This is a genomic window from Burkholderia sp. lig30 (genome assembly GCF_000687455.2).
GTDB lineage: Bacteria > Pseudomonadota > Gammaproteobacteria > Burkholderiales > Burkholderiaceae > Burkholderia.
In genome coordinates this window covers 1-23,011 of the sequence record NZ_JGVW01000108.1, presented here as the reverse complement: position 1 = coordinate 23,011, position 23,011 = coordinate 1, and the positions used below count along the sequence as shown (strand labels likewise).

16 protein-coding genes are annotated in these 23,011 nt (G+C 66.4%); 12 read left to right on the top strand and 4 right to left on the bottom strand.

Going from position 1 to position 23,011, the window contains the following annotated elements:
- Nucleotides 1-67: 67 nt before the first annotated feature.
- Nucleotides 68-2,116, bottom strand: coding sequence for an elongation factor G (fusA, locus tag LIG30_RS21380; RefSeq protein ID WP_038715239.1), 2,049 nt, complete (start codon nucleotides 2,114-2,116; stop codon nucleotides 68-70).
- Between the two features lie 143 nt (nucleotides 2,117-2,259).
- Here fusA and LIG30_RS21375 point away from each other — a divergent pair, with 143 nt between their 5' ends.
- Complete coding sequence (locus LIG30_RS21375) at nucleotides 2,260-2,508, top strand: hypothetical protein (protein WP_038715238.1); 249 nt, start codon at nucleotides 2,260-2,262, stop codon at nucleotides 2,506-2,508.
- A 229-nt stretch (nucleotides 2,509-2,737) separates the two neighbouring features.
- Here LIG30_RS21375 and LIG30_RS21370 read toward each other — a convergent pair whose 3' ends face one another.
- Nucleotides 2,738-3,769 carry a type II toxin-antitoxin system HipA family toxin gene (locus LIG30_RS21370; RefSeq protein ID WP_051995115.1) on the bottom strand — a complete coding sequence of 344 codons (1,032 nt, stop codon included), beginning with the start codon at nucleotides 3,767-3,769 and terminating at the stop codon, nucleotides 2,738-2,740.
- A 59-nt stretch (nucleotides 3,770-3,828) separates the two neighbouring features.
- Nucleotides 3,829-3,963, bottom strand: coding sequence for a hypothetical protein (locus LIG30_RS27475; RefSeq protein ID WP_268760722.1), 135 nt, complete (start codon nucleotides 3,961-3,963; stop codon nucleotides 3,829-3,831).
- A 156-nt stretch (nucleotides 3,964-4,119) separates the two neighbouring features.
- Between LIG30_RS27475 and LIG30_RS21365 the strand changes: the two genes are divergently transcribed.
- On the top strand, nucleotides 4,120-6,438 hold the full coding sequence (locus tag LIG30_RS21365; RefSeq protein ID WP_442856878.1) for an exo-beta-N-acetylmuramidase NamZ domain-containing protein: 2,319 nt from the start codon (nucleotides 4,120-4,122) through the stop codon (nucleotides 6,436-6,438).
- Nucleotides 6,439-6,677: 239 nt separating this feature from the next.
- Nucleotides 6,678-7,337, top strand: coding sequence for a dienelactone hydrolase family protein (locus LIG30_RS21360; RefSeq protein ID WP_038715237.1), 660 nt, complete (start codon nucleotides 6,678-6,680; stop codon nucleotides 7,335-7,337).
- A gap of 37 nt (nucleotides 7,338-7,374) precedes the next feature.
- Here the strand turns inward: LIG30_RS21360 and LIG30_RS21355 are convergent, their stop codons facing one another.
- On the bottom strand, nucleotides 7,375-8,106 hold the full coding sequence (locus tag LIG30_RS21355) for a TetR/AcrR family transcriptional regulator (RefSeq protein ID WP_038715234.1): 732 nt from the start codon (nucleotides 8,104-8,106) through the stop codon (nucleotides 7,375-7,377).
- Between the two features lie 240 nt (nucleotides 8,107-8,346).
- On the opposite strand from LIG30_RS21355, the gene LIG30_RS21350 reads away from it, so the two are divergent.
- The 9 genes from LIG30_RS21350 to LIG30_RS21310 all read left to right on the top strand — a co-directional run.
- A complete protein-coding gene (locus LIG30_RS21350; RefSeq protein ID WP_038715232.1) occupies nucleotides 8,347-9,153 on the top strand; it encodes an enoyl-CoA hydratase/isomerase family protein in 807 nt (268 codons plus the stop codon).
- Nucleotides 9,154-9,183: 30 nt separating this feature from the next.
- Entirely contained in the window at nucleotides 9,184-10,368 is a 1,185-nt protein-coding gene (locus LIG30_RS21345) for an acetyl-CoA C-acyltransferase family protein (RefSeq protein WP_038715230.1), read from the top strand.
- 46 nt (nucleotides 10,369-10,414) lie between these two features.
- Complete coding sequence (locus LIG30_RS21340; RefSeq protein ID WP_038715228.1) at nucleotides 10,415-11,971, top strand: long-chain-fatty-acid--CoA ligase; 1,557 nt, start codon at nucleotides 10,415-10,417, stop codon at nucleotides 11,969-11,971.
- Between the two features lie 77 nt (nucleotides 11,972-12,048).
- On the top strand, nucleotides 12,049-12,819 hold the full coding sequence (locus LIG30_RS21335) for an SDR family NAD(P)-dependent oxidoreductase (protein WP_038715226.1): 771 nt from the start codon (nucleotides 12,049-12,051) through the stop codon (nucleotides 12,817-12,819).
- A gap of 313 nt (nucleotides 12,820-13,132) precedes the next feature.
- Nucleotides 13,133-14,608: a rhomboid family intramembrane serine protease gene (locus tag LIG30_RS21330; protein ID WP_051995114.1), complete on the top strand. Its 1,476-nt coding sequence runs from the start codon at nucleotides 13,133-13,135 to the stop codon at nucleotides 14,606-14,608.
- Nucleotides 14,609-14,849: 241 nt separating this feature from the next.
- On the top strand, nucleotides 14,850-16,139 hold the full coding sequence (locus LIG30_RS21325) for an NAD(P)/FAD-dependent oxidoreductase (protein WP_038715224.1): 1,290 nt from the start codon (nucleotides 14,850-14,852) through the stop codon (nucleotides 16,137-16,139).
- Nucleotides 16,140-16,160: 21 nt separating this feature from the next.
- Nucleotides 16,161-16,718, top strand: a complete 558-nt coding sequence (locus tag LIG30_RS21320) for a helix-turn-helix domain-containing protein (RefSeq protein WP_038715223.1) — start codon at nucleotides 16,161-16,163, stop codon at nucleotides 16,716-16,718.
- A gap of 167 nt (nucleotides 16,719-16,885) precedes the next feature.
- Nucleotides 16,886-18,232, top strand: a complete 1,347-nt coding sequence (locus LIG30_RS21315; protein WP_038715267.1) for a glutamine synthetase family protein — start codon at nucleotides 16,886-16,888, stop codon at nucleotides 18,230-18,232.
- A gap of 225 nt (nucleotides 18,233-18,457) precedes the next feature.
- Nucleotides 18,458-23,011: two-partner secretion domain-containing protein (locus LIG30_RS21310; RefSeq protein WP_038715266.1), on the top strand; the 4,554-nt coding region annotated here is incomplete at its 3' end.

Below are 23,011 nucleotides of genomic sequence, written 5' to 3'. Positions count from 1 at the left end.
TGCTCCATCGGGTTCGTCGGCGCCGGCATGTTCCGCGCCGAGGTTCTTCGATCCGCGTCGGACGGTCTCACTCGGCGTTGCCCACGCGGCTCCTGTGCTGCGCCGCCAGCCGCTCCTGCTGGGCCGGCGGCACCGGATCGTAGTGGCTCAGCTGGATGCTGTAATTGCCGTGTCCGCCCGCGATCGCATTCAGGCGCGACTGGTAGTCGTTGAGCTCGGCAAGCGGCACCTTGCCGGTGATGACCATCGCATTGCCGCCGGCCGTGCGCGTGCCATGCACCTGGCCGCGGCGTGCGGACAGGTCGCCGATGATGTCGCCCATCGCCGCTTCCGGCGTCATCACCTCGATGTCGACGATGGGTTCGAGCACGATCGGCCGGGCTTTCAGCACCGCGTCGATAAAGGCCTTGCGCCCGGCGGTGACGAACGCGACTTCCTTTGAATCGACCGGATGGCTCTTGCCGTCGAACACCGTGACGCGCACGTCCTGCATCGGGAAGCCGGCCAGCGGCCCGCTCTCGATGACCTGCAGGATGCCTTTCTCCACTGCGGGCATGAATTGGGACGGAATCGCGCCGCCCTTGACGACGTCGACGAATTCGAAGCCCGCGCCGCGCGGCAATGGCTCCACGCGCAGCATGACTTCGCCGAACTGCCCGGCGCCGCCGGTCTGCTTCTTGTGGCGGTAGTGGCTCTCCGCCTTGCCGCCGATGGTTTCCCGCCACGCGATGGTGGGCGGCCGTGTCACCACGTCCAGCTTGTACTGGTCGGTCAGCCGCTCCAGCATGTAGCGCAGGTGCAGCTCGCCGAGGCCGCGCACGACGGTCTCGTTGGTGCCGGACGGGTGCGCGATCAGCAGGCAGGGGTCTTCCGCCGCGAGCTTTTGCAGCACCTCCCACAAGCGCTGTTCGTTGCCGCGGCGCGCCGGTTCGATCGCGAGGCCATAGATCGGCGTCGGGAAATCGAGCGGCGTGAGGTGGATGTTGCCGTCCTCGGGCGCATCGTGCAGCACGGCATCGAAGTCGATCTCGTCGGCCTTCGCCACCGCGCAGATGTTGCCGGGGCCGGCTCGCTGGATTTCGGCGTGTTCCTTGCCCTGCAGCATCAGCAGGTGCGCGACCTTGAACGGCTGGCGCCCGTCGCCGATATAGAGCTGGCTGTCGCGCATGACCGTGCCTTGATGGATGCGAAACACCGCCATCTTGCCGATGTACGGGTCCATCACGATCTTGAATACGTGCGCGAGCACGTGCTTGTCGGCGGCGGGCTCCGCACGCACGGTCTCCACCCGTCCGTCGGTTTCGCGGTAGAAGAGCGGCGGGTTGCCTTCGGTGACGTTGGGCAACAGGCGCACGAACACGTCGAGCAACTGGGGGATGCCGGCGCCGGTGGCCGCCGACGCAAAGCAGACCGGCACCAGATGGCCTTCGCGCAACGCGCGCTCGAACGGCTCGTGAAGCTGTTCCGGACGGATCGCCTGACCCTGTTCCAGATACAGCTCCATCAACGCCGGATCCAGTTCGATCACCTGGTCGATCAGCGCATTGTGCGCGGCTTCCACCGAAAGAAAGTCGGCTTCGCCCGAAGGATTGAAAAAGCAGTCCACCACGTCGCGGCCACCGTGGGCGGGCAGGTTGATCGGCAGGCAGGACTTGCCGAACATCTGCTGGATCTGCGCGAGCAGCGCCGGAAGGTCGACCTTTTCGCCGTCGATGCCGTTCACGACGATCATCCGGCACAGCTTGCGTTGCTGCGCGCAGGTCATCATCCGGCGGGTGGTCATTTCGATGCCGGTTCGCGCGTCGATCACGACGGCGGCCGTCTCGACCGCGGGCAGCGCGCCGATCGACAGCCCGGCGAAGTCCGGGTAGCCGGGCGTATCGAGCAGATAGATGCGGGTGTCGCGGTAGTCGACGTGGGCGACGGCGGAACTGAGCGAGTGGTGGTATTTGCGTTCGAGCGGATCGAAATCGCAGAGCGCGGTGCCGCGGTTCACGCTGCCCGGCGCGTGAACCGCGCCGCCCTGGTGCAACAGCGCCTCGGCGAGCGATGTTTTTCCGCAACCGGCGTGCCCGACCAGAGCGATCGTGCGGATGGCTTCGGGACGGTAATCCATGGCCGCCATCCTCCCGTAGTGGATGTTCGGCCATTATTGGCGAAATTTCGCGGGTCTGCCATAGGCGGCGATGTTGCGCCACAGCGTCGGCGCAGGTGTGCTAGCTTGAAAGCGTCACTCGTTCAGTCAAGAGGGGGCGCGAGATGTCAATCATTGCTCCAGACGAAAAGGCGAATTTCGTCGCCGTCCTGCAACGCCATCACTTCGCCGAGTCGGAATTCACGATCGAGGAGACGGATACGCCGGAGACCGTGGACGAGGTCTACCCGCTGCATGGCTACGTGACCGTCACCCGCTGCTCGACACACCGGGAAAAGGGATACCGCACCGGCCACGGCACGGCGTGGACCGCGGAGTTCGACAGGGATCTGACGCGGGGCGCGTTCGGTTGAGTCGAAGTCGACCGAACGCGATCCGGTCGCGGGCGGACCGCACTCGAGGCCCGCCGCTGCAACGGGTGGCGGGCCGTTCTGCCGGCCGACGCCGCGCGTCCGGGCGCGTGCGTGGTCGATGAAAGACGTGTTGTCGACGGGGGCGGGAAGGTAAGACGCTACGTGTCTGCGCGGGTATTGGGTTTGTCCCCGCTGGTCGATCCTCCGCGAAGCAAGGCCGCGCGCTTGATTATGTGCGTGTGCCGACCCACTGGCGCGAGCGTGCGACCTTCGCAGAAATATGCGCCCAGGTCGAGGGCCGGATGGGCATGTTGCCGGCCGCGGCCGGGAAATGTCCCGCGGCCTCGCATACCTGGTCGATGACCGCCAGGGCATCTTTCCTGCCGAGTCCCGCCTTCGACGCCAGATCGAGCAGGTGCGAGCGTTCGATCCGCATCGCCTCGCCACAGACATCCATCTGGTGATAGCCGCCCGGACCCTCGTTGAAGGTCAGGTCGTATCCGGGGGTGACGCACCACCAACCGCTCCGTTGCATCAGGAACGACAGGTTCTTCGAGTGATCGTCCCGGTTGTGAAACACCACATTGAACACGCAACGCCGGTACATCTGGAGAACCTCGCGCTCGTCTGCCGTCAGGAGGCGGGTGAGTCGGAGCACGGACAGGTAGTCTAGCGTCGGGTGCCGGAAATCCGCATGCGCCAGTCCGGAAACCGTATGCACGGGGACACGCATCCCGTCCACGCGATCGAACCGCTCGATGCCGAACGCGGTCAGGTCATCGGCAAGGGCGAAAAAGCGCGTCGCCGGCATCGGGATTTCCGCCAGCCGTGCCATCTCGGCGTAGAGGTATTCGATCGCGCAGACCTCCGGATTCTCTCCCTGTCCGGGAAACTTGACGAGCCACGGCGTGCCGGGCGCATCCTCCGCCGTTGACGCAGCGTCCGTGACCGGATCGAGGTTCAGGCGGACCTTGGGGCGGGCGCCGTGCGGGGAGCCACCCATCAGCGCCAGCTCGCGAAGCATGTCCTCGCCGTTTCCCGAGAGGACGTTGCGCACGCTTCTCGCAATCCCGAGCAGTTCGATGTCACGCTTTTCCAGATGCTGCGCAGTGGGGGCTCGAACGCCAGCGCACCCATCGCGTCTTCTCCGATGAAGGCCAGCTGGTCGAGAGGCGAGACCGTGGCGATTATCGATGCCGTTCTTGCGGAAGAGTCGATCCATCAGCAGCATGCCCCAGCCGTCGGGCAGCGCGTCGCTCACGAGGCCCGGCAGGCGATGCTGGTGAGTGGGAAAATTGCCGTACGCGTCCCGCGACAGCTTCAGGGGTCGGGCGACAGTTCGGGCCCTAGCGCCTCCGGCGTGTACTGGAACAGCAGGTTGCGGCCGTCGTCGGGCAGTTGCGCCAGCGGGAACCGCTCGCCCCAGCCGGCGTAGACCACAGTGAGCTTCTTCATGCGGCGTCCTTCCTTCCTGAGCGGTCGCCAGATCAAAAAGCATTTTGATGATTGTTGTACGTAAAAATATACGATAACAGTCATTGTCGTGACGATTAATGTGTTTTCAAGCATTGCACGAGGTGCGTCGTGACCGTGCGGTCGATCGTTTGCCTGTTGCTTTTGCCGTTCGTGCCGTGCGCCGCGCCCGGTGCCGACGATATCCGCGATCCGGGCGCGCAGGCGGTGGCCGGAATCACCGCCGCCGTCACAGCCGAAATCGCGGATCGTCATCTTGCCGGCGCGGTCGTGCTGGTCGGCGATGCGCAGGGCGTCCGCTACCGGATCGCCGAAGGCCTGCGCGCGACTGCGCCCGCGCCGGAATCGATGACGGCCGACACGATCTTCGATCTCGCTTCGCTGACGAAGGCCGTCGCGACCGCGACGGCGATCATGCAGCTCGCCGAGCGGGGCAGGCTCGCACTGGATGCGCCGGCCGCGCGCTACTGGCCGGCCTTTGGCGCGCACGGCAAGGACGGCATCACGGTCCGCGAGCTGCTGGCGCACACGTCGGGCCTGCCTGCAGGCGTCTCGTCGGCGCGGGCGTTGCGCACGCGCGCGTCGGTCCTCGCCGACGTCGCCGCCATGCCGCCGGTCGCATCGCCGGGCGTACGCGTGATCTACAGCGACATCAACTACGTGGTGCTCGGCGAAATCGTCGCGCGTGTGAGCGGCGAACCGCTCGACGCATGGTGTGCCGCGCACGTCTTTGCGCCGCTGCGCATGCGCGATACGCAATTCCGGCCCGGTGTCCGCGCCATTCCGCGCATTGCGCCGACGCGCGCGCGGGAGCAGCCCGTTGCGCTCGCGCGCGTGAACGATCCGATCGCCGCGGCGATGGGCGGCGTGTCGGGCAACGCGGGCCTGTTCTCCACCGCCGACGATCTCGCACGCTTCGCACGCATGCTGCTTCATGACGGCGAGCTCGCCGGCCGGCGCATCCTGCGGCCCGCGAGCGTCGCCATGCTGGAGGCGCCGGCGACGCTCGACGCCGACGGGGACGCGCGCACGGCCGGCTGGGCGCTGCAGCCGCCGCTCGTCGAAAACCGCTACCGGCTGCCGGCCGCGGGCACGCTCGCCCATCTCGGCTATACCGGAACCGGACTGTGGATCGATCTCGTTACCCGCCGCTTCGTCATCGTGCTGACGAGCCGCCTGTATCCGGATGCGACGGGCGACGCGCAGCCGCTGCGCGCCCAGGTGCTCGGCAGCGTGTCGAGCGGCGCGCCGCCGGTGTCGGGCGAGCAGCTCGCCGCGCGCGTGCCTGCAATGGCGCCGGCCGTCGCCCGGGCGGCGCGCCTGCCGACGTCGGCAGGCCCGGTGCTGGCCGGCATCGACGTGCTTGCGGCGAGCGGATTCGCGGCGGTTGCCGGCAAGCGTATCGGCATCGTCACGAACCACAGCGGCTTCGATCGCGCGGGACGGCGCACGATCGACCTGCTGGCGCAGGCGCCGGGGGCGCGTGTCACGGCGATCTTCGCGCCGGAGCACGGGCTTGGCACCGATCTCGACACGACGTACGGCGATACGGTCGATGCGCGCACGGGCGTGGCGGTCCGCAGCCTCTACGGCGCGCGGCGGCGGATGGCGCCGGCCGACCTGTCGGACGTGGACGTGCTCGTATTCGACCTGCAGGACGCCGGCGTGCGCTTCTTCACCTACCTCGCGACGCTCGGCTACACGCTCGAGGCGGCGGCCGCCGCGCATGTTCCGGTCGTGGTGCTCGACCGGCCGAATCCGCTCGGCGCCGACCAGGTCGGCGGACCGGTCTCCGATGCCGATGGCGGATCGTTCACGAACTACTCCCCGCTGCCGCTGATGCACGGGATGACGGCCGGCGAACTGGCGAGACTGTTCAACGACCGCCTGCGGATCGGTGCCGAACTCGTCGTCGTGCCGATGGAACACTACCGGCGTGCGATGCGATTCGACGATACCGGGCTTGGCTGGGTGCCGCCGTCACCGAATCTGCGCGATACCGTCGCGCTGTCGCTGTATCCGGACGTCGGCATGATCGAGGGCGCGGATGTCAGTGTGGGACGCGGCACCGCAACGCCGTTCGGCGTGGTCGGCGCGCCGTGGATCGACGGCCGGGCGCTCGCGGACGATCTCCGCGCGATGCACGTGAACGCGGAATTCGCGCCGACCCGGTTCGTGCCGGCCGAGGGCACCTACCGCGGCGCGCTGTGCGAAGGCGTGCGGATCGTCCGGTTGCCGGGCGCCATGCAGCCGGGCGCCGTGGGATTCGCGCTCGCGCTCGCGCTGCATCGGCGCTATCCGGACCGTTTCCGTATCGATGCGATCCGCGCGTCGGTCGGTTCGCGGGCGATTGCGGACATGCTCGGAGCGGGGCGTCCGCTCGACGCGATCGAGCGCGTCGCCGACGCGCAAAGCGCGGCGTTCGTGCGCGAACGGGCCGCGTATCTGCTCTATTGACGCTCGTGCGCTTCACCTCGCGGCGATGCCCTGGGATTCCGACCGTTATCCGCCGCCGGCCGCCGCGCCTGATGCGGTGCCGCGGCGGCGCGCGACTGACCTGGATCAATCGCGCCCCGCTTCACGAGACATAGCGTGATAGGTATCGATGCGATTCCCCCAGTGCGGCACGACGCGCGCGCGAGGTGTTCGGCCGGTTGACGGTCGTTTCGTCCGGGGCGGGGCAAGCGAGGTTCGGCATGCAGGTGAGCGAGATTGCGATCCCGATCGACAATACCCGGCTCGACGGTGCGCTGACGATGCCGCAGGACGCGTGCGGCATCGTCGTGTTCGCGCACGGCAGCGGCAGCAGCCGCTTCAGTCCGCGCAACCGCGCGGTCGCCGCGACGCTGGTGAGCGCGGGACTCGCGACGCTCCTGTTCGATCTGCTCGACCGCGACGAGGAGCGTGCCGACGACAGCACGGGCGTCTACCGCTTCGACATCGGCCTGCTTGCGCGCCGGCTGTCAGCCGCGATCGCCTGGGTAGGCGCTCAGCCGGCGTGCCGGGCGCTGCCGCTCGGCCTGTTCGGCGCGAGCACCGGCGCGGCGGCGGCCCTCGTCGCGGCCGCGCATGAACCCGCCGTGCGCGCGATCGTGTCGCGCGGCGGCCGTCCCGACCTGGCCGGCGATGCGCTCGAGCACGTGGTCGCGCCGACGCTGCTGATCGTCGGTGCGCGGGACGAACAGGTGCTGCATCTGAACCGGCTGGCGGCTGCGCGCCTGACGTGCGACACGGCGATCGAAATCGTCCCGGGCGCGACCCATCTGTTCGAGGAGCCGGGCGCGCTCGATGCCGTCGCGCGGATCGCCGCCGCGTGGTTCGTTCGCTGGCTCGCGAGCGGGCCGGCGACGGCGTGACATCGAAAATGCAACAGCGCTGCCGCCTCGGCGCGCGTCAACTCGCCGTCCGCTTGCGCGCGGCGGCTTTGGCACCGCCTTTCGCGGCCGCGGGTGCGGATTGGGCGGTCGCACCCGGGCGCCGCAGCAGCCCGCCGCACAGCGTCGCAATGCACTGGTCGGCCACCTGATCGGGAACGTACTCGCCGCCGGGCTGGTACCAGCGCCCGATCCAGCTTAGCGCCCCGCCAATCACGAAGGCAGCCATCCTGGGATCGCAGGGCGCCAGCGAGCCTTCTTCCACGCCCTCCGCCACGAGACGGCGGAACTGCTGGTCGATCAACGATTTGAGCCGCCGCAGCTCCTTGCGGCTGTCGGGCGGCAACTGTTCGTCACCCACGCGGATCAGGCACATGCCGAAATCCATGGTGACGATGCGCGCATACACGTGCATCGAGGCCACAAGCTGGTCGACCGCCTTGCCACCCGCACTGCGCGATTGCTCGATGCCCTCCAGGATCATCTCCAGACCCTTGCGCACGCACTGCAGCAGGATGTCGTCCTTGTTCTTGACGTAGTAGTACAGCGTCGGCTTGGTCACATGGAGCTCGGCCGCAATGTCGTCGAGCGACGTGGCATGGAACCCCCGCTCGTTGAAGAGTCGGGCGGCGGTCGACAGGACTGCATTTCGCTTGGCTTCGCGCTGCTGTTCGCGCTCGGCGGCGGGCGTCCATGGCGAGTCGTTCGTGGCGGGCTGTCGCGCCTTGGGTACCGATGCGTGGTTGGACATGAGAAGCGCCCCGGGAAAGCACTGATAGTTGAGTATTGCTCGGATTCTATAATCTGACCGAAACGTAACTATGTTACTTAAAAGTAACAAAGGCCGCCACAGCGGCTGCCATGCGGTTGTTGCACCTGGATGGCGTGACTTGCGTTTGGCGGTGGAACGGGATCATGGCCGGTGGGGGCCTGGTTCCATCAAGGCGGTGAACCCCCCGTCGCTTATGGACTTCCTGATACGGCCATGACTATGACTGCTCGTCCTTCGACCGATACGTCGCAACCCTCCGTGCTGCAATTGCGGCGCGACGCTGCGGTGGCCACGCTCACCTTCAACCGCCCGGCTGCGCTCAATGCGCTGGACGTACGCATGGCCCGTGCGCTATTGGCCGCCGCCAGGGATCTGGCGTCCGACGCGACCGTGCGTGCGGTGGTGCTGCGTGGAGCCGGCAACGCATTCATGGCCGGCGGCGATCTGGCGACATTGCGGGCCGACCCCGTGCAAGGCGCGATCGATCTGATCACGCCGTTTCATGAGGCGATCTCGATTCTGACCACCATGAACGCGCCCGTGATCGCCCAGGTGCACGGCGTGGCGGCCGGCGCCGGCCTGAGCCTGATGCTGCACGCCGATTTCGTGTGGGTGGCGGAAGGCACGCGCCTCAACTCGGCCTTCATCAACCTGGGCGCAAGCTGCGACTCGGGCACTTCGTGGATGCTGCCTCGTCTGGTCGGGCTGCGGCGCGCGCTCGAAATCGCCATGCTGGGGGAAACGTTCGGCCCGGTCGACGCCGAGCGGCTCGGGCTGATCAACCGGGTCGTGCCCGCGGAACGCCTCGACGCCGAAACCCATGCGCTGGCGCAACGTCTGGCGTGCGGCCCGACCCTGGCCTATGGCGCGATGCGGCGTCTGATGCGCGAGTCTTTCGACCGCAGCCTGCCGGACCAGCTGCGCGCCGAAGCCGCGGCCTTCGAGGCATGCGCGGCCACACGAGATTTCAGAGCCGGCGTGGACGCCTTCTACGCCCGCCAGGATGCCCGCTTTGCCGGCCACTGATCCATCCATTCTGACTTCCGGAGAGAAACCATGATTCGGCACGACATTTATGTTGTCGGCACCGCCCGCACCGCCATCGGCACGTTTGGCGGCGCCCTCAAGGATGTTCCCAACACCCGGCTCGCCACTACCGCCGTGCGCGCAGCCATCGAGCGCAGCGGTGTGGCCCCCGATGCGATCGGCCATGTCGTGATGGGCAACGTCATCCCCACGGAACCGAACGACGCGTACCTCAGCCGCGTCGCGGCCATCGACGCAGGCTGCCCGATCGAAACGCCGGCCTTCAACGTGAATCGCCTGTGCGGTTCGGGCCTGCAGGCGATCGTGTCGGCGGCGCAGGCCATCGGCCACGGGGATTGCGATATCGCCGTGGGCGGGGGGGCGGAGTCGATGAGCCGCGGCCCGTACTTCGACACCGCCGCGCGCTATGGCGCACGCATGGGCAACGCCGAGTTGATCGACTATATGGTCGGCATCCTGCATGACCCGTGGGAAAAAATGCATATGGGCATCACGGCGGAGAACGTCGCCGCGCGCTATGGCATTTCGCGCGACGCGCAGGATGCGCTTGCCGCCGAAAGCCAGCGCCGCGCCGCGCTGGCCATTACGCAAGGCCGTTTCAAGGAGCAGATCGTCCCTGTCGAAATCAGGACCCGCAAAGGCACCGTGCTGTTCGATACGGACGAACACGTGCGTGCCGACGCCACGGTGGAAACGCTTGCCGGCATGAAGCCCGTCTTCAAGAGGGACGGCCTCGTCACCGCCGGTAATGCGTCGGGCATCAACGATGGCGCGGGCGCCGTCGTGCTGGCCACCGGCGAGCGGGTCAAGGCGCTGGGCCTCAAGCCCCTCGCGCGGCTGGTGGGTTACGCCCACGCCGGGGTGGAGCCTGCCTATATGGGTATCGGTCCCGTTCCGGCCACGCGCAAGGTGCTGGAGCGCACCGGCCTCAGGACGCAGGACATGGATGTCATCGAAGCCAACGAAGCGTTTGCCGCCCAGGCCTGTGCGGTGATCCGGGAACTGGATCTGGACCCGGCCAAGGTCAATCCGAACGGCTCGGGAATCTCGCTGGGCCACCCCGTCGGCGCTACCGGGGCGATCATTGCCACGAAGGCGATCGCCGAATTGCACCGAACGGGTGGCCGGTACGCGCTGGTCACGCTGTGCATCGGCGGCGGGCAGGGTATCGCGGCCATCTTCGAACGCGCTTGAGCCGTCTTCCCGATCCTTTAACCTCGATACTCAGTCAGGATTCCTCATGCATCTGACACTTGGGCTGCATCGCGCGTTGCAACACCATCCCCATGCCGTCGCGACGACCTTCCGGGGGCGTCGCCGGACCTTTGGCGAACTTGGCCAGCGCGTGGCGAAGCTGGCCGCCGCGCTTCAGGCGCAGGGCATGCATGCCGGCGACCGGGTCGCCATGCTCTCGCTGAATTCCGACCGCTACCTGGAGTACTACCTCGCGGTCTTCTGGGGAGGCGGTGTGGTCAATCCGATCAACATCCGCTGGAGCCCGACTGAAATCGCCTATTCGCTCGATGATTGCGACACCGCGATTCTGCTGGTCGACGACACGTTCGTGCCGATGGTGTCCGAGTTGCGCAGCAAGTCAAAGGCGCTGCGCACCGTGATCCACGCCGGCGAAGGCGAGACACCGGCAGGCATGCTGCCGTGCGAGGGCATCCTCGCTGCGGCCGAGCCGGTCCCTGACGCCATGCGCTCGGGGGACGACCTCGCGGGCATCCTGTACACCGGCGGGACAACCGGCATCCCGAAGGGCGTGATGCTGAGCCATGCCAGCCTGTTCAGCAATGCGCTCAACATGCTCGCCGAGGGCGCCATCGCCGACCACTGCGTCGGCCTGCACGCGGCACCGATGTTTCATGTGGCTGATGTGACGCTCATGCTGGCGATCTTGTTGCGTGGTGGCACGCATGCCTTCCTGCCCGCGTTCACCCCCGCGGAAGCGCTTGAAGTCATCGCCCGGGAGCGCGTCACCGACACGCTGCTGGTGCCGACCATGATCCAGATGCTGGTCGATCACCCGTCCGTGAAGGCTCACGACACCAGCAGTCTCCGGCTGATTCAATACGGCGCTTCCCCGATCAGCGAGGCGGTGCTGGGTCGTGCGTTCTCTGCGCTTCCCGGCGTAGCGTTCATGCAGCTCTACGGCATGACGGAACTGTCGCCCGTTGCCGCGGTGCTGCCGCCGTTTTTCCACACGCCGGAAGGCTGCAAGATGGGCAAGCTGCGCGCGGCCGGCCGCGCAACGTTCTATGCGGAGGTTCGCATCGTCGACGTGGAGGGCAGGGAGGTGCCGCGCGGCAGCGCCGGAGAGGTGGTGGCGCGCGGCGCGGGGGTCATGAAGGGCTATTGGAACAAGCCCGCCGAAACGGCCGCGGCGATTCGCGACGGGTGGATGCATACCGGCGACGGCGGTTACATGGACGAGGACGGATTCGTCTTCATTGTCGACCGCATCAAGGACATGATCGTCACCGGTGGCGAGAACGTCTATTCGGTCGAGGTGGAGAACGCGCTTGCCAAACATCCGGCAGTTGCCATGTGCGCTGTGATTGGTATTCCTGACGAAAAGTGGGGTGAGAGCGTCCATGCCGTCATCGTGCTGAAGCCAGGCGCTCACGCGACCGAGGACGAGGTCAAGGCGCATTGCAAGGATCTCATTGCAGGCTACAAATGTCCTCGCAGCGTCGAATTCCGTGGCGAGCTGCCGCTTTCAGGTGCCGGAAAACTCCTCAAGTACAAGCTGCGCGAGCGCTTTTGGGAAGACGAGAGCCGGTCCGTACGTTAGCGGCGGCGTCATCGAATTTCATTCCCGGCGGGCATTGTCCGGCGGGAGCGGCAGGCCATTTTTGAAGAAACCCATCCATGAATATCACCGATAAAGTTGTTGTCGTGTCCGGCGGCGCGTCCGGTCTTGGGGAAGCGACGGTTCGCCGATTTGCGGCACTGGGCGCCAGGGTTGCCGTGCTGGACATCGACGATGCGCGCGGCGAGGCGATCGCAAGCGAACTCGGCCCGCATGCGATGTATGCGAGGATCAACGTCGTCGACGAAGCGTCGGTTCAGGCGGGCATCGAACGGGTGATCGCGAACTTCGGCGCGATCCACGTGTGCTGCAACTTCGCCGGCATCGCCAACGCGATCAAGACGATCGGCAAGGACGGCCCGTTCCCGCTCGCCGACTTCCAGAAGGTCATCAGCGTCAATCTGGTGGGAACATTCAACGTGCTGCGCCTGGCTGCGGTGGAGATGGTCAGGAATGAACCTGACGCTGCAAGCGGCGACCGTGGCGTGATCATCAACACGGCGTCGATTGCAGCCTATGAAGGCCAGATCGGTCAGGCGGCCTACAGCGCGTCGAAGGGCGGCGTCGTGTCGATGACGCTGCCGATTGCACGCGATCTGTCGCGGTATGCAATCCGGGTGAACACCATTGTTCCAGGGCTGATCCATACACCGATGTTCGACGGGTTACCGAAAGACGCCGTCCGTGCGCTTTCCGAAAGCCCGCTCTACCCCCAACGTCTCGGCCGCCCCGACGAGGTGGCGCATCTGGCGCAGTTCATCGTCGAAAACGGCTATGTCAACGGCGAATGCATCCGTCTCGATGCCGGGATCCGATTGCCGCCGAAATGACGGACAGGGCGCTTCCGGGATTCAAGTGTATAAGCCGCATCGGCTTATACACCATTGTCGGCGTTATCGACGGCGTGTAACCTTTCGTAGTCGGGGGATTTATACAAAAAGTGCCCTCATGCGCAGGGCGACATTTTCGGAAAACATGGCATCTCATCCGGCGATGCGAATTTCTTTGTTGATGATTTCTCTTGGGTCTCGTGTCGCTTTGATGTAGTTCACGCCATGATCACGGGGGCGGATTATGAACGGTGTCGATTCATCGCGGGAGCCTGAAAACGCCAATACTGCCGGACTGAGTCGTGCCCCCGCGATGCCTGATCGCTATGACATTGCATACGGCTCGGGCACCGAGCGAAGGGGCGGCGAATATCGTGCGCGCGCGTTCAAGGCCATTGGCGCGATCGAGTTCACCGACGCTCGGGTGCGCATCGACGCATCGGCTCCGAGGCTGTTCGGTCCACGCATCGAAACGAAGCTGCAGCTCGCTCCACCTGACATTTTCAATGTCGTCGTCAATGAGCGGCTGGTCGGCTTCGAAGCCGCCAGCGAAGACGGGCGGCTCCGGACGGTCGTCCTGCGTGCGCGAAGCCGGCGCGAGGCCCGCGAGATCGCGTCGAGGCTGCCCAATACGGTCACGCCGGCATTTGCGGCCGAGGCGGCGGCGCTCGAGAATTTTCTCGACGGCGTGGAAACGCTGACGCCGCGCGTCTGGGTGACGTGGGCGATCATTGCGTTGAACGTGCTCGTCTACGCGATCATGGTCAGGACCGGCGGTGGTTTCCCGAAGATCAGCCTCCACTCGGCCATCGCGTTCGGCTCGAACTTCGGCCCGGACACGGTGAACGGCGAGCCGTGGCGGCTGTTGACGTCGATGTTCGTTCATCTCGGCTTCGCACACATCGTCCTGAACATGCTGCTGCTCGGGTATGTGGGCATCATCGTCGAGCGCCTGTACGGCAACGCGCGCTTTGCGGCGCTTTACCTGTTTGCGGGACTGGCCGCCAGTCTCACGGGCCTGTGCCTGCACTACGGACTCAACAGTGCGGGCGCATCGGGGGCCATCTTCGGTGTGCTTGGCGCGTTGCTCGCTTATGTGGTTCGCTTCTGGTCCACGATGCCGCGCACCCTCCACGCCAAACGCTTCAGGACGGTGGCCTCGATCATTATCTACAGTCTGGTCAATGGCCTCACGCATCCCGGCGTCGACAACGCTGCCCACTTTGGCGGGCTGATCGCCGGGTTTGCGATGGGCTGGATCCTGGCGCGACCGGCTGACCGCAGCGAACCGCGTCCGGACCCGCGTCGAACAGGTGCGCTCGCATGCTCGCTCGCCGCATTCGTGTTTGCCGGGCTCGGCTGGCAGGCGGTGCGCGCGACGTCCAGCCCCGACGGGCAAAAGGAGCTGGCCTTTGCCGTGATGGAGGAGAAGACGGTCCCCCTTGAGCAGAAAGCCGTCGCCGATCTGAAGACGATCGCGGCAATGGTCCGGATACCGTCGAGGCAGGCGGAGGTCGCCGCACAGATCCATACGACGGTATGGCCGGAATGGAACGCGCTTCACGAAACGGTGAGCCATGCGCCTCTGCCGGCGGGTTCTCCGCGTCAGCCATTCCGCGACGCGCAATTGCGCTACTACGACGATATGCGTCAGGCCATGCTTGTCATGGCCGATCTTGCGACGCTCCACCCGAACGGGGATTCATCCGCTGCGAGAAAGCTCAAGGCATTGCTCGAAGATGCGAAGCGTCAGCGTATCGCCGCGACGCGACTGGCTTTGCGCCAGTGAGCGTGTTCGAAGTCTGGCAGTGCGGCTGCGGCGCGAGCGTCGTGGTTCGATCCGCCGATCCGGAATATGAGGAAAACCCTGAAAGGGGCGGCGTGAGCGAGGCCGGGCAAGGCGATAGCGGCAATGAGTTCGCTCCCCTGAGCTTCGCGCCATCCTGCGTCCCCTCGATCCGCTTGCGACCGTGAAATTGGCGTGCTAATTTTTCATGAAAGTTCACCGCCGAATTTTCATCGGAGCGCGCATGTTCGTTCAGTCGGCCCACCACGTCGCGAGCTACTACGCCGGTACGCATCCGGCGCCGATCCCGTTGCGCCCCGCGCTGGACGAGCGCATCGACGCCGATGTCCTCGTGGTGGGCGCGGGCTTCAGCGGCCTGCATACCGCATTGCGCCTGGCGCTGTCCGGCAAGCGCGTCGTCGTGCTCGAAGCGAGCCGGGTCGCGTGGGCCGCATCCGGCCGCAACGGCGGCCAGGCGCTGCTCGGCTGGTCGTGCGACATGCCGCCGATCGAGGCTGCGCTCGGCCGCGAGGGCGCGCGCGAGCTGTGGGACAGCATGCGCTGGGCGGCCGGCGAGATCCGCGCGCTGCCGGGGCGGCACGGCTTTGACATCGACTACCGCGCGGGCAGCCTGTGGGCGGCGGTGCGGCCGCGCCGCGTCGCGCTGCTGCATGAGGCCCGCGACGAAGCCGCGCAGCGCTGGGGCTACGACGCGCTGCGCGTGATTCCTCGCGACGAGATGTCCGAATGGATCGGCAGCGCGCGCTATCTCGCCGCACTCCACGATCCTGAAGCCGGGCACCTGAATCCGCTGAAGCTGGCGCTCGGCGTCGCGCAGGCGATCGAGCGCAACGGCGGGCACATCTTCGAGCAAAGCCGCGTGCTCGACTACCGCGAGACATCCGGCGGCTACGTGGCGCGCACCACGCAAGGCGAGGTGCGCGCGGACGTGCTGGTGCTCGCCTGCAATGCGTACGTCGATCGTCTCGAGCCCGATCTGGCGTGCCGCATGCTGCCGGTCGGCACCTATCAGGTCGCGACCGCGCCGCTCGATCCCGCATTGGCGCGCTCGCTGCTGCCGCAAGACAGCTGCGTGATCGACAACCAGTTCGTGCCCGACTACTTCCGCCTGAGCCCCGATCACCGGCTGCTGTTCGGCGGCGGCTGCACGTATCTCGGCGGCATTCCAGCGGACATCGCGGCGGCAACGCGGCCGCCGCTCGAGCGGGCCTTTCCGCAGTTGCGCGGCGTGAAGCTGGACTTCGCATGGGGCGGCCATCTCGACATCAGCATGCGCCGCACGCCCGATATCGGCCGCCGCGGGCAGCGCTACTGGCTGCAGGGCTTTTCGGGCCACGGCGTGCTGCCGACGCTCGCGGGCGCGCGCGCCGTCGCCGACGCGATCCTCGGCGACGATCGGCTGCTCGCGCTGTACCAGCGCATCCGCAACCGGCGCTTTCCGGGCGGCGAGCGGCTGGCGGCGCCGCTGGAGGCGATCGGCAAGGCCTGGTACCGTTTGCGCGACACGGTTTGAGGTTTGAGCAAGGAATAGACAATGAACGAGCAGGAAGAAATAGAGAGTCTGGCGATCCTGATCCGCGATCTGCGCAAGCACAGGAAAGTTACGTTGCGCGAGCTGGCCGACAGGATCGGCCGCTCGGTCGGCTTCCTGTCGCAGGTCGAGCGGGGGCTGTCGCGGCCGACCGTCGCCGACCTGACCGCGATCGGCGAGGCGCTCGGCACGCCGACCACCTATTTCTACAGCCTCAGCAAGCCGCGCTCGGTGCCGTGGGTCACGCGCCCGGCCGAACGCCGCACCGTGTATTACGCGGCGGGGATCACCGACGTCCTCGTGTCGCCGAACATGCGCGCACGCTTCTCGATCCTCGAAAGCCATCTCGCGCCGGGCGCGAGCAGCGGCGAGCGGCCGGTGGACGACAGCGACGAGCAGGGCGGCTTCGTGCTCGAAGGCGAGCTGACGATCTGGCTGAACGGCGACGAGGAGCCGATCACGCTCGGTCCCAACGACGGCTTCCAGTTGCCCGCGCATGCGCGCTTCCGCTATGCGAACCTGACCGACAAACCGACGCGGGTGATCTGGGTGTTCACCTGACGCGCGTTCCTGGCGGGTAAACGGTGTCCGGCATCGCGCCGGCCAACGAAAATATTTTGTAGTACAGATCGACTGGCGTGCATCAGATGTGCGCGCCGGCCGATCGAATCCGGTTCGCCGCGGCTTTTCACGCGGCATCGTCACTTTCGTATGAGAAGGATGAGGACATGGCTTCCGTTGCTTCTGACCTGGTCGTTGAAGTGCGTGCATTTCGTGATGCTCACCCCGAGATCCGCTACGTCGACCTGATCTGCCTGGATCTGCCCGGCCACTTCTATGGCAAGCGTTATCCGATCGACGCGCTCGAGAAGGTCGCGTCCGGCGCGCTGCTCAAGCTGCCGCAGAACTGCGTGCTGCTGGGCACGCAGGGCGGGCTGTACAAGATCGGCGACTATTGCTTCAACGACGGCGACCCGGACGCGACGCGCCGGCTGATCCCCGGCACGCTCAAGCCGGTGCGCTGGGAGAGCCAGCCGCTCGCGCAGATGCTGATCAGCTCGGACGGTACCGACGCGCCGATCGTGTTCGAGCCGCGCGAGGTGTTGGCGCGGGTGCTCGAGCGGCTCGTGCGGCGCGGCATCCGGCCGGTCGTCGCGTTCGAGCTGGAGTTCTACCTGTTTGCCGCGCGCCTCGCCGACGGCCTGCCGCAATTCCCGCGCGACCGCCTCTGCGACGATCGGGACGACCAGCCGAACATGCATATCGAGCGCCTGTCGCGCTTTGCCGACGTCTTGCACGACATGGTGGAGACCGCGCGCGAGCAGGACATCGACGCGACGGTCATCACCGCCGAGCTGGGGCCGGGGCAGTTCGAGATCAACTTCGGCCATACCGATGACGGCCTGCGTGCCGCGGACTGGTCGGCGCTGTTCTGCCGCAGCACGCGCGGCGTCGCGCTCAAGCACGGCTATCGCGCGAGCTTCATGGGCAAGCCGTACCTGCATGCACCGGGCAGCGGCATGCACGTGCACGTGAGCCTGTACGACGAGGCGGGGCGCAACCTGCTCGCGGCGGACGGCCAGCGTCCGCTGCGCCATGCGGTCGCGGGCTGTCTCGCGCTGTTGCCGCATTGCATGCCTGTGTTCGCGCCGAATCACAACGCGTTCCGGCGCTACGGCTCGATGGTGAATGCGGCCAGCCGCGCGAGCTGGGGCTTCGAGGATCGCGACGCGTGCATCCGCATTCCCGAATCGGATGCACGGAACCTGCGGATCGAGCATCGCCTCGCGAGTGCGGATGCGAATCCGTATCTCGTGCTGGCGGCGATTCTGTCCGGGATGGAATATGGGCTCGACGCGGGCATCGAGCCGATCGCGCCGCTCAACGACGATCGCGGCAGCGGCATCGATTTTCCGAAGGACATGTTGTCGGCCGTCACCGCGATGCAGGATCATCCGGCCGTGCGCGAGGGGATGGGCAGCGAGTTCGTGATGGTTTACTGCGAAAACAAGCGGCAGGAGCAGCTCGATTTCATGAACGAGATCAACGCGCGGGAGTATCGCTGGTTTCTGTGAGCGGCGGCGCTGAAGCGCAGGGACGACGTCGCACTGTGCTGAACACGAGGCATCCGGCCTCGTGTTCGCTTTCACGTCTCTGCGCGACATAAAAGGATCGTCAATCAGACCAGTCTGATTTTGGTGGTTTCGTATTGTTTGCGAAACACCATCATATTTATATCGTTATCCTTTCGATGTTGTCGGCTATGGTTCATCGGTCTAGAAATTGCCACTTCCAGAACGATGAACAAAGAGACCTACCGTCTCGTGTATTCCGGACTTCGAGGGATGGCGGTCGCCGTGGAGGAAACGGCTTCCGCTTCGGGCAAGTCGGCCAACGGTGAAACACGGGCGAGCCGGCGCGGTGTGTCGCGCGGCACGGTGGCCGTCGTGGCTGCCGCCGTGCTGGCTGCGATGCCCGCCATCGCGCCCGCGCAGATCGTGCCGACGCCGGGCACGCCGACGCACGTGATCCAGACGCCGAACGGGCTGCCGCAGGTCAATATCGCGAAGCCGTCCGGTGCGGGCGTGTCGGTCAATACGTACAACCAGTTCGACGTACAGCAGGCCGGCTCGATCCTGAACAACTCGCCGACGATGGTCCGGACGCAGCAAGCGGGCATGATCAACGGCAACCCGAATTTCGGGCCGGGCCAGTCGGCGCGGATCATCGTCAACCAGGTCAACAGCAATGCGCCGTCGCAATTGCGCGGTTACGTCGAAGTGGCGGGCAATCGCGCCGAGGTCGTGCTGGCCAACAGTGCGGGGATTCACGTCGATGGCGGCGGCTTCATCAATACCAGTCGCGCGACGCTGACCACGGGTCAGCCCCGTTACGGCGCGGACGGTTCGCTTGCCGGTTTCCATGTCGACCGCGGCCTCATCACGGTGCAAGGGGCGGGCCTGAACGCGTCGAACGTCGATCAAGTGGACTTGCTGGCCCGTGCCGTGCGAGTCAATGCCGCGATCTACGCGAAGAACCTGAACGTCGTTACCGGCGCGAATCGGGTCGCTCACGACACGCTTGACGCGACGGCGATCCGGGGCGACGGGGCCGCGCCCGGCGTGTCGATCGACGTGAGCCAGCTCGGCGGGATGTATGCGGACAGCATCCATCTGGTCGGCACGGAAAGTGGCGTCGGCGTGAGCAACGCCGGCGTGCTGGCGGCACAAGCTGGCGACCTGACGCTGCAGTCGAACGGTCTGCTCGTGCTGACGGGAAGGACGAATGCGACGGGCAACCTGTCGATTTCCGCAGGGGACGGAATTCGGAACAGTGGCGTGACCTATGGTCAGCATAACGTATCGGTAACGACCTCGGGCACATTGTCGAATGGCGGAACGCTGGCCGCACAGCAGGACCTGAACGTCTCGGGCGGCGACGTGTCGTCGACCGGCTCGCTGGGCGCCGGCGTGAATTCGGACGGTGCGGTCGGCAATGGCGGCAGCCTGAGCGTGACGGCCGCAAACCAATTGACGGCGACCGGCCAGAACGTCGCGGGCGGCAACGTCACGCTGACGGGCAGCGGCGTGGATCTGTCCGGTTCGAGAACGGCCGCGAACGCAAACGTTTCGCTGCGCGCGCAAGCGGGCGATCTCAATCTCACGAACGCGACGACAAGCGCGCAACGCGCAATCGACGCGTATGCGTCGGGCGCGCTGCGCAACGACCAAGGCATGCTGTCGAGCCAGGCCGGCACGACGATCCGCGCGGGCAGCCTGTCGAATCAGGGGGGGCAGATCTCCGCGGGCGGACCATTGGCGATCGACACGTCCGGACAGTTCGCGAACCAGCGCGGTACGCTGGTCACGGACGGTGCGCTGGCGCTGAATGCGGGCGACATCGCCAACCGCGAGGGCACGATCCAGAGTGGCGGCGCGTTGTCGGCATCGGGCACGTCGCTCGACAACACGGCCGGCCGGATCGTGTCGCTCAGTGGGGATGGCTTGTCGCTGTCGACGATCGGCCAACTGACGAACGCGAATGGCACGACCGCGACCGGCGCGCAAGGTGGCGTGATCGGCGGAAACGGTGACGTCACGGTCGATTCCGGCTCGCTCGCCAACACGCAAGGCGGGACGCTGAGCGGCGCGAACGTGCGGATTCGAACGGGCAACCTGAGCAACGACGGTGGCCAGATCGGCAGCATGGCCGGTGCAGGCGGCGACGTCGGCATTTCAGCGACGGGCGCGGTGTCCAATGCGGGAGGTCAGATCAGCGCGACGCGCGATCTCGCGGTGAGCGCCAGCACGCTGCTCGGCGGCGGCACGTACCGCGCCGCGAACGATCTGACGTTGAAACTGCAAGGCGATTTCACGAACACGCCGGCCTACCGGTTCGACGCGGGCCGCAACCTGGCGCTCAGCCTGCCAGGCACGTTCAGCAATACCGGCGGCCTGGCGAGCGTGAACGACCTGAGCATCGACGCGGGCGACATCGTCAACCGCGGCGCGGTGGCGGCGGGCGGCTGGCTGCGAACGCAGTCGAACACGCTGACGAACACGGGCACGATGGTGGGCGGCAGCGTGTCGTTGTCGGCTGCGTCGACGCTGGCGAACGTCGGTCCGGCCGCGTTGATCGGTGCGTCGGATGCGTCGGGCACGCTCGAACTGCTCGCCAATGACATTCAGAACCGCGACGACACGACGGCGGCCGATACCTCTGCGCTGACGGCGATTTATGGCCTTGGCAGCGTGGTGCTGGCCGGTGGCAAGGACACGAACGGAAACTACCGGAACGCCGCGCGCATCCTGAACCAGTCGGGGCTGATCCAGTCGGACGGCGACATGACGCTGCGAGCGGATCGCGTGACGAACACGCGGCGCGAGATGCGGACTGCATGGACGACGCAGGTCGATCCGGCGCTGCTCGAACGCCTGGGCATCAGCCTGGGCGGCCGCACGGGCCAGGTCGGGGTGAAGGACCCGGACAGCATCGGCGGGGTGTACGTCGAGCCGCCGCACGGCGGCGAATACAACAGCACGTACCAGTACACGACCTATACGGGGACGCTGCTGGCGAACCTGGTCACGAGGATCAGCCCGGCGGCGCAGATCGTGGCGGGCGGGAATCTGGACGCCTCGTCGGTCGGCACGTTCCAGAATTACTGGAGCAGGGTGGCTGCGGCCGGCGACATTGCGATGCCCGGCTTGCTCGACCAGGACAGCTGGAAGGGGCAAGCGGCGCAGCAAATTCAGGTGACATACACCGGACGATACTGGTATCGCAATTACGACGGTTCCAAATTCTGGAGCTATTCGTTCTGCGATGCGCCCGGATGCAACGCCCCGTCCGACGCTCGTCACTACGCGTTGCCGAGCTACGAATCGAGCTTCGTGGCGAACGGTTCGCTGGGCGGCACTGACGTGAGGATCGACAACCCGGCGGGCAACGCGACGCTGCCGCCGTTCGGCGGCAGCAACCGGGTGAGCGCGAGCACGACGGCCGCCGATGTACTGACGAACCTGACGATTCCGCAGGGCGGCTTGTTCCGTCCGAATCCCGCGCCGAATGCCCACTACCTGATCGAGACGAATCCGGCGTTCACCCGCATGCGCTCGTTCATCTCGAGCGACTACTACCTGCGGCAACTCGGACTGAATCCGGGCCAGACGGAAAAGCGGCTCGGCGACGGCTTCTACGAGCAATGGCTCGTTCGCAATCAGATGACGTCGTTGACCGGCAAGGCGGTGCCGGGGCCGTACACGGACGTGCAGTCGATGTACGAGGCGCTGCTGGGTGCCGGCGCGACGCTCGCCAAAACGCTCGATCTGCCGTTGGGAATGGGGCTGTCGGCAGAGCAGGTGGCGCGGCTGAAAAGCAACGTGATCCTGATGGAGTCGCGCATCGTCGACGGCCAGTCCGTGCTCGTGCCGGTCGTCTATCTGGCACAGGCCGATCAGTCGAACACGGGCAACGGCCCGCTGATCGCGGCCGGTGACATCGACCTGAAGAACGTGCAGTCGTTCTCCAACAGCGGCACGATCAGCGCATCGAACAGCCTGTCGATCGACGGACAACGCCTCGACAACCGCTTCGGCACACTGCGAAGCGGCGGCCAGATGACGCTCGCGACGAAGGGGGACGTCGATTTGACGTCGGCGAGCGTGAACGCTGGCAGCCTGCGGTTGCAGGCGGGCGGCGACCTGATCCTCGACACTGCGACGCAGACGCGCAGGCAGGTCAACGCCGACGGCGCGACCCGCGTCACGACGACACTCGGGCCCGTGGCGAGCATCGATGTCGCCGGCGACGCGACAATCGTGACAGGCGGCAACGTCCAGCAGAATGCGGGCGCGCTGACCGTGGGCGGAAACCTGGGGATGCAGGTTGGCGGCGACTGGATGCTCGGCGCGCAGCAGACCGGCGAGCACAAGATCGTCGAGCGCGCGAACGGGGTGTCGGATACGGAAATCAACCGGGCGGTCGGCAGTTCCGTCAAGGTCGGCGGTGCATCGGCGATTGCAGTCGGCGGCGACCTGACGGCCAAAGGCGCGCAGATCGAGCTTGGCGGTGGTGGCACGGTCGTGGCGGGCGGCAACGTAACGCTGGGCGCGGCGAGCGCGACGTCGATCGTGAACAGCAACAGTGCCGGCAGCGAAGGGAACCGCAGTTATGCGGAGACGTATCACTCTTCGGATCAGCAGTTGACCGGTTCGACGCTGACCGGAGGGAACAGCGTGGCGATCGTGGCAGGCAAGGATCTGAACGTGATCGGCAGCGCGATCAGCCTGGACAAGGGCAATGCGACGCTGGCGGCCGCCGGCGACGTGAACGTCGCCGCGGCGACCGAGACG

Excerpts from the sequence above, each read along its gene's own strand:
- LIG30_RS21335 (WP_038715226.1), top strand. The coding sequence starts at position 12,049 with ATGAATATCACCGATAAAGTTGTTGTCGTGTCCGGCGGCGCGTCCGGT.
- LIG30_RS21340 (WP_038715228.1), top strand. The coding sequence starts at position 10,415 with ATGCATCTGACACTTGGGCTGCATCGCGCGTTGCAACACCATCCCCAT.
- LIG30_RS27475 (WP_268760722.1), bottom strand. The coding sequence starts at position 3,963 with ATGAAGAAGCTCACTGTGGTCTACGCCGGCTGGGGCGAGCGGTTCCCG.
- LIG30_RS21315 (WP_038715267.1), top strand. The coding sequence starts at position 16,886 with ATGGCTTCCGTTGCTTCTGACCTGGTCGTTGAAGTGCGTGCATTTCGT.
- fusA (WP_038715239.1), bottom strand. The coding sequence starts at position 2,116 with ATGGATTACCGTCCCGAAGCCATCCGCACGATCGCTCTGGTCGGGCAC.
- LIG30_RS21330 (WP_051995114.1), top strand. The coding sequence starts at position 13,133 with ATGCCTGATCGCTATGACATTGCATACGGCTCGGGCACCGAGCGAAGG.
- LIG30_RS21355 (WP_038715234.1), bottom strand. The coding sequence starts at position 8,106 with ATGTCCAACCACGCATCGGTACCCAAGGCGCGACAGCCCGCCACGAAC.
- LIG30_RS21350 (WP_038715232.1), top strand. The coding sequence starts at position 8,347 with ATGACTGCTCGTCCTTCGACCGATACGTCGCAACCCTCCGTGCTGCAA.
- LIG30_RS21345 (WP_038715230.1), top strand. The coding sequence starts at position 9,184 with ATGATTCGGCACGACATTTATGTTGTCGGCACCGCCCGCACCGCCATC.
- LIG30_RS21320 (WP_038715223.1), top strand. The coding sequence starts at position 16,161 with ATGAACGAGCAGGAAGAAATAGAGAGTCTGGCGATCCTGATCCGCGAT.
- LIG30_RS21325 (WP_038715224.1), top strand. The coding sequence starts at position 14,850 with ATGTTCGTTCAGTCGGCCCACCACGTCGCGAGCTACTACGCCGGTACG.
- LIG30_RS21360 (WP_038715237.1), top strand. The coding sequence starts at position 6,678 with ATGCAGGTGAGCGAGATTGCGATCCCGATCGACAATACCCGGCTCGAC.
- LIG30_RS21375 (WP_038715238.1), top strand. The coding sequence starts at position 2,260 with ATGTCAATCATTGCTCCAGACGAAAAGGCGAATTTCGTCGCCGTCCTG.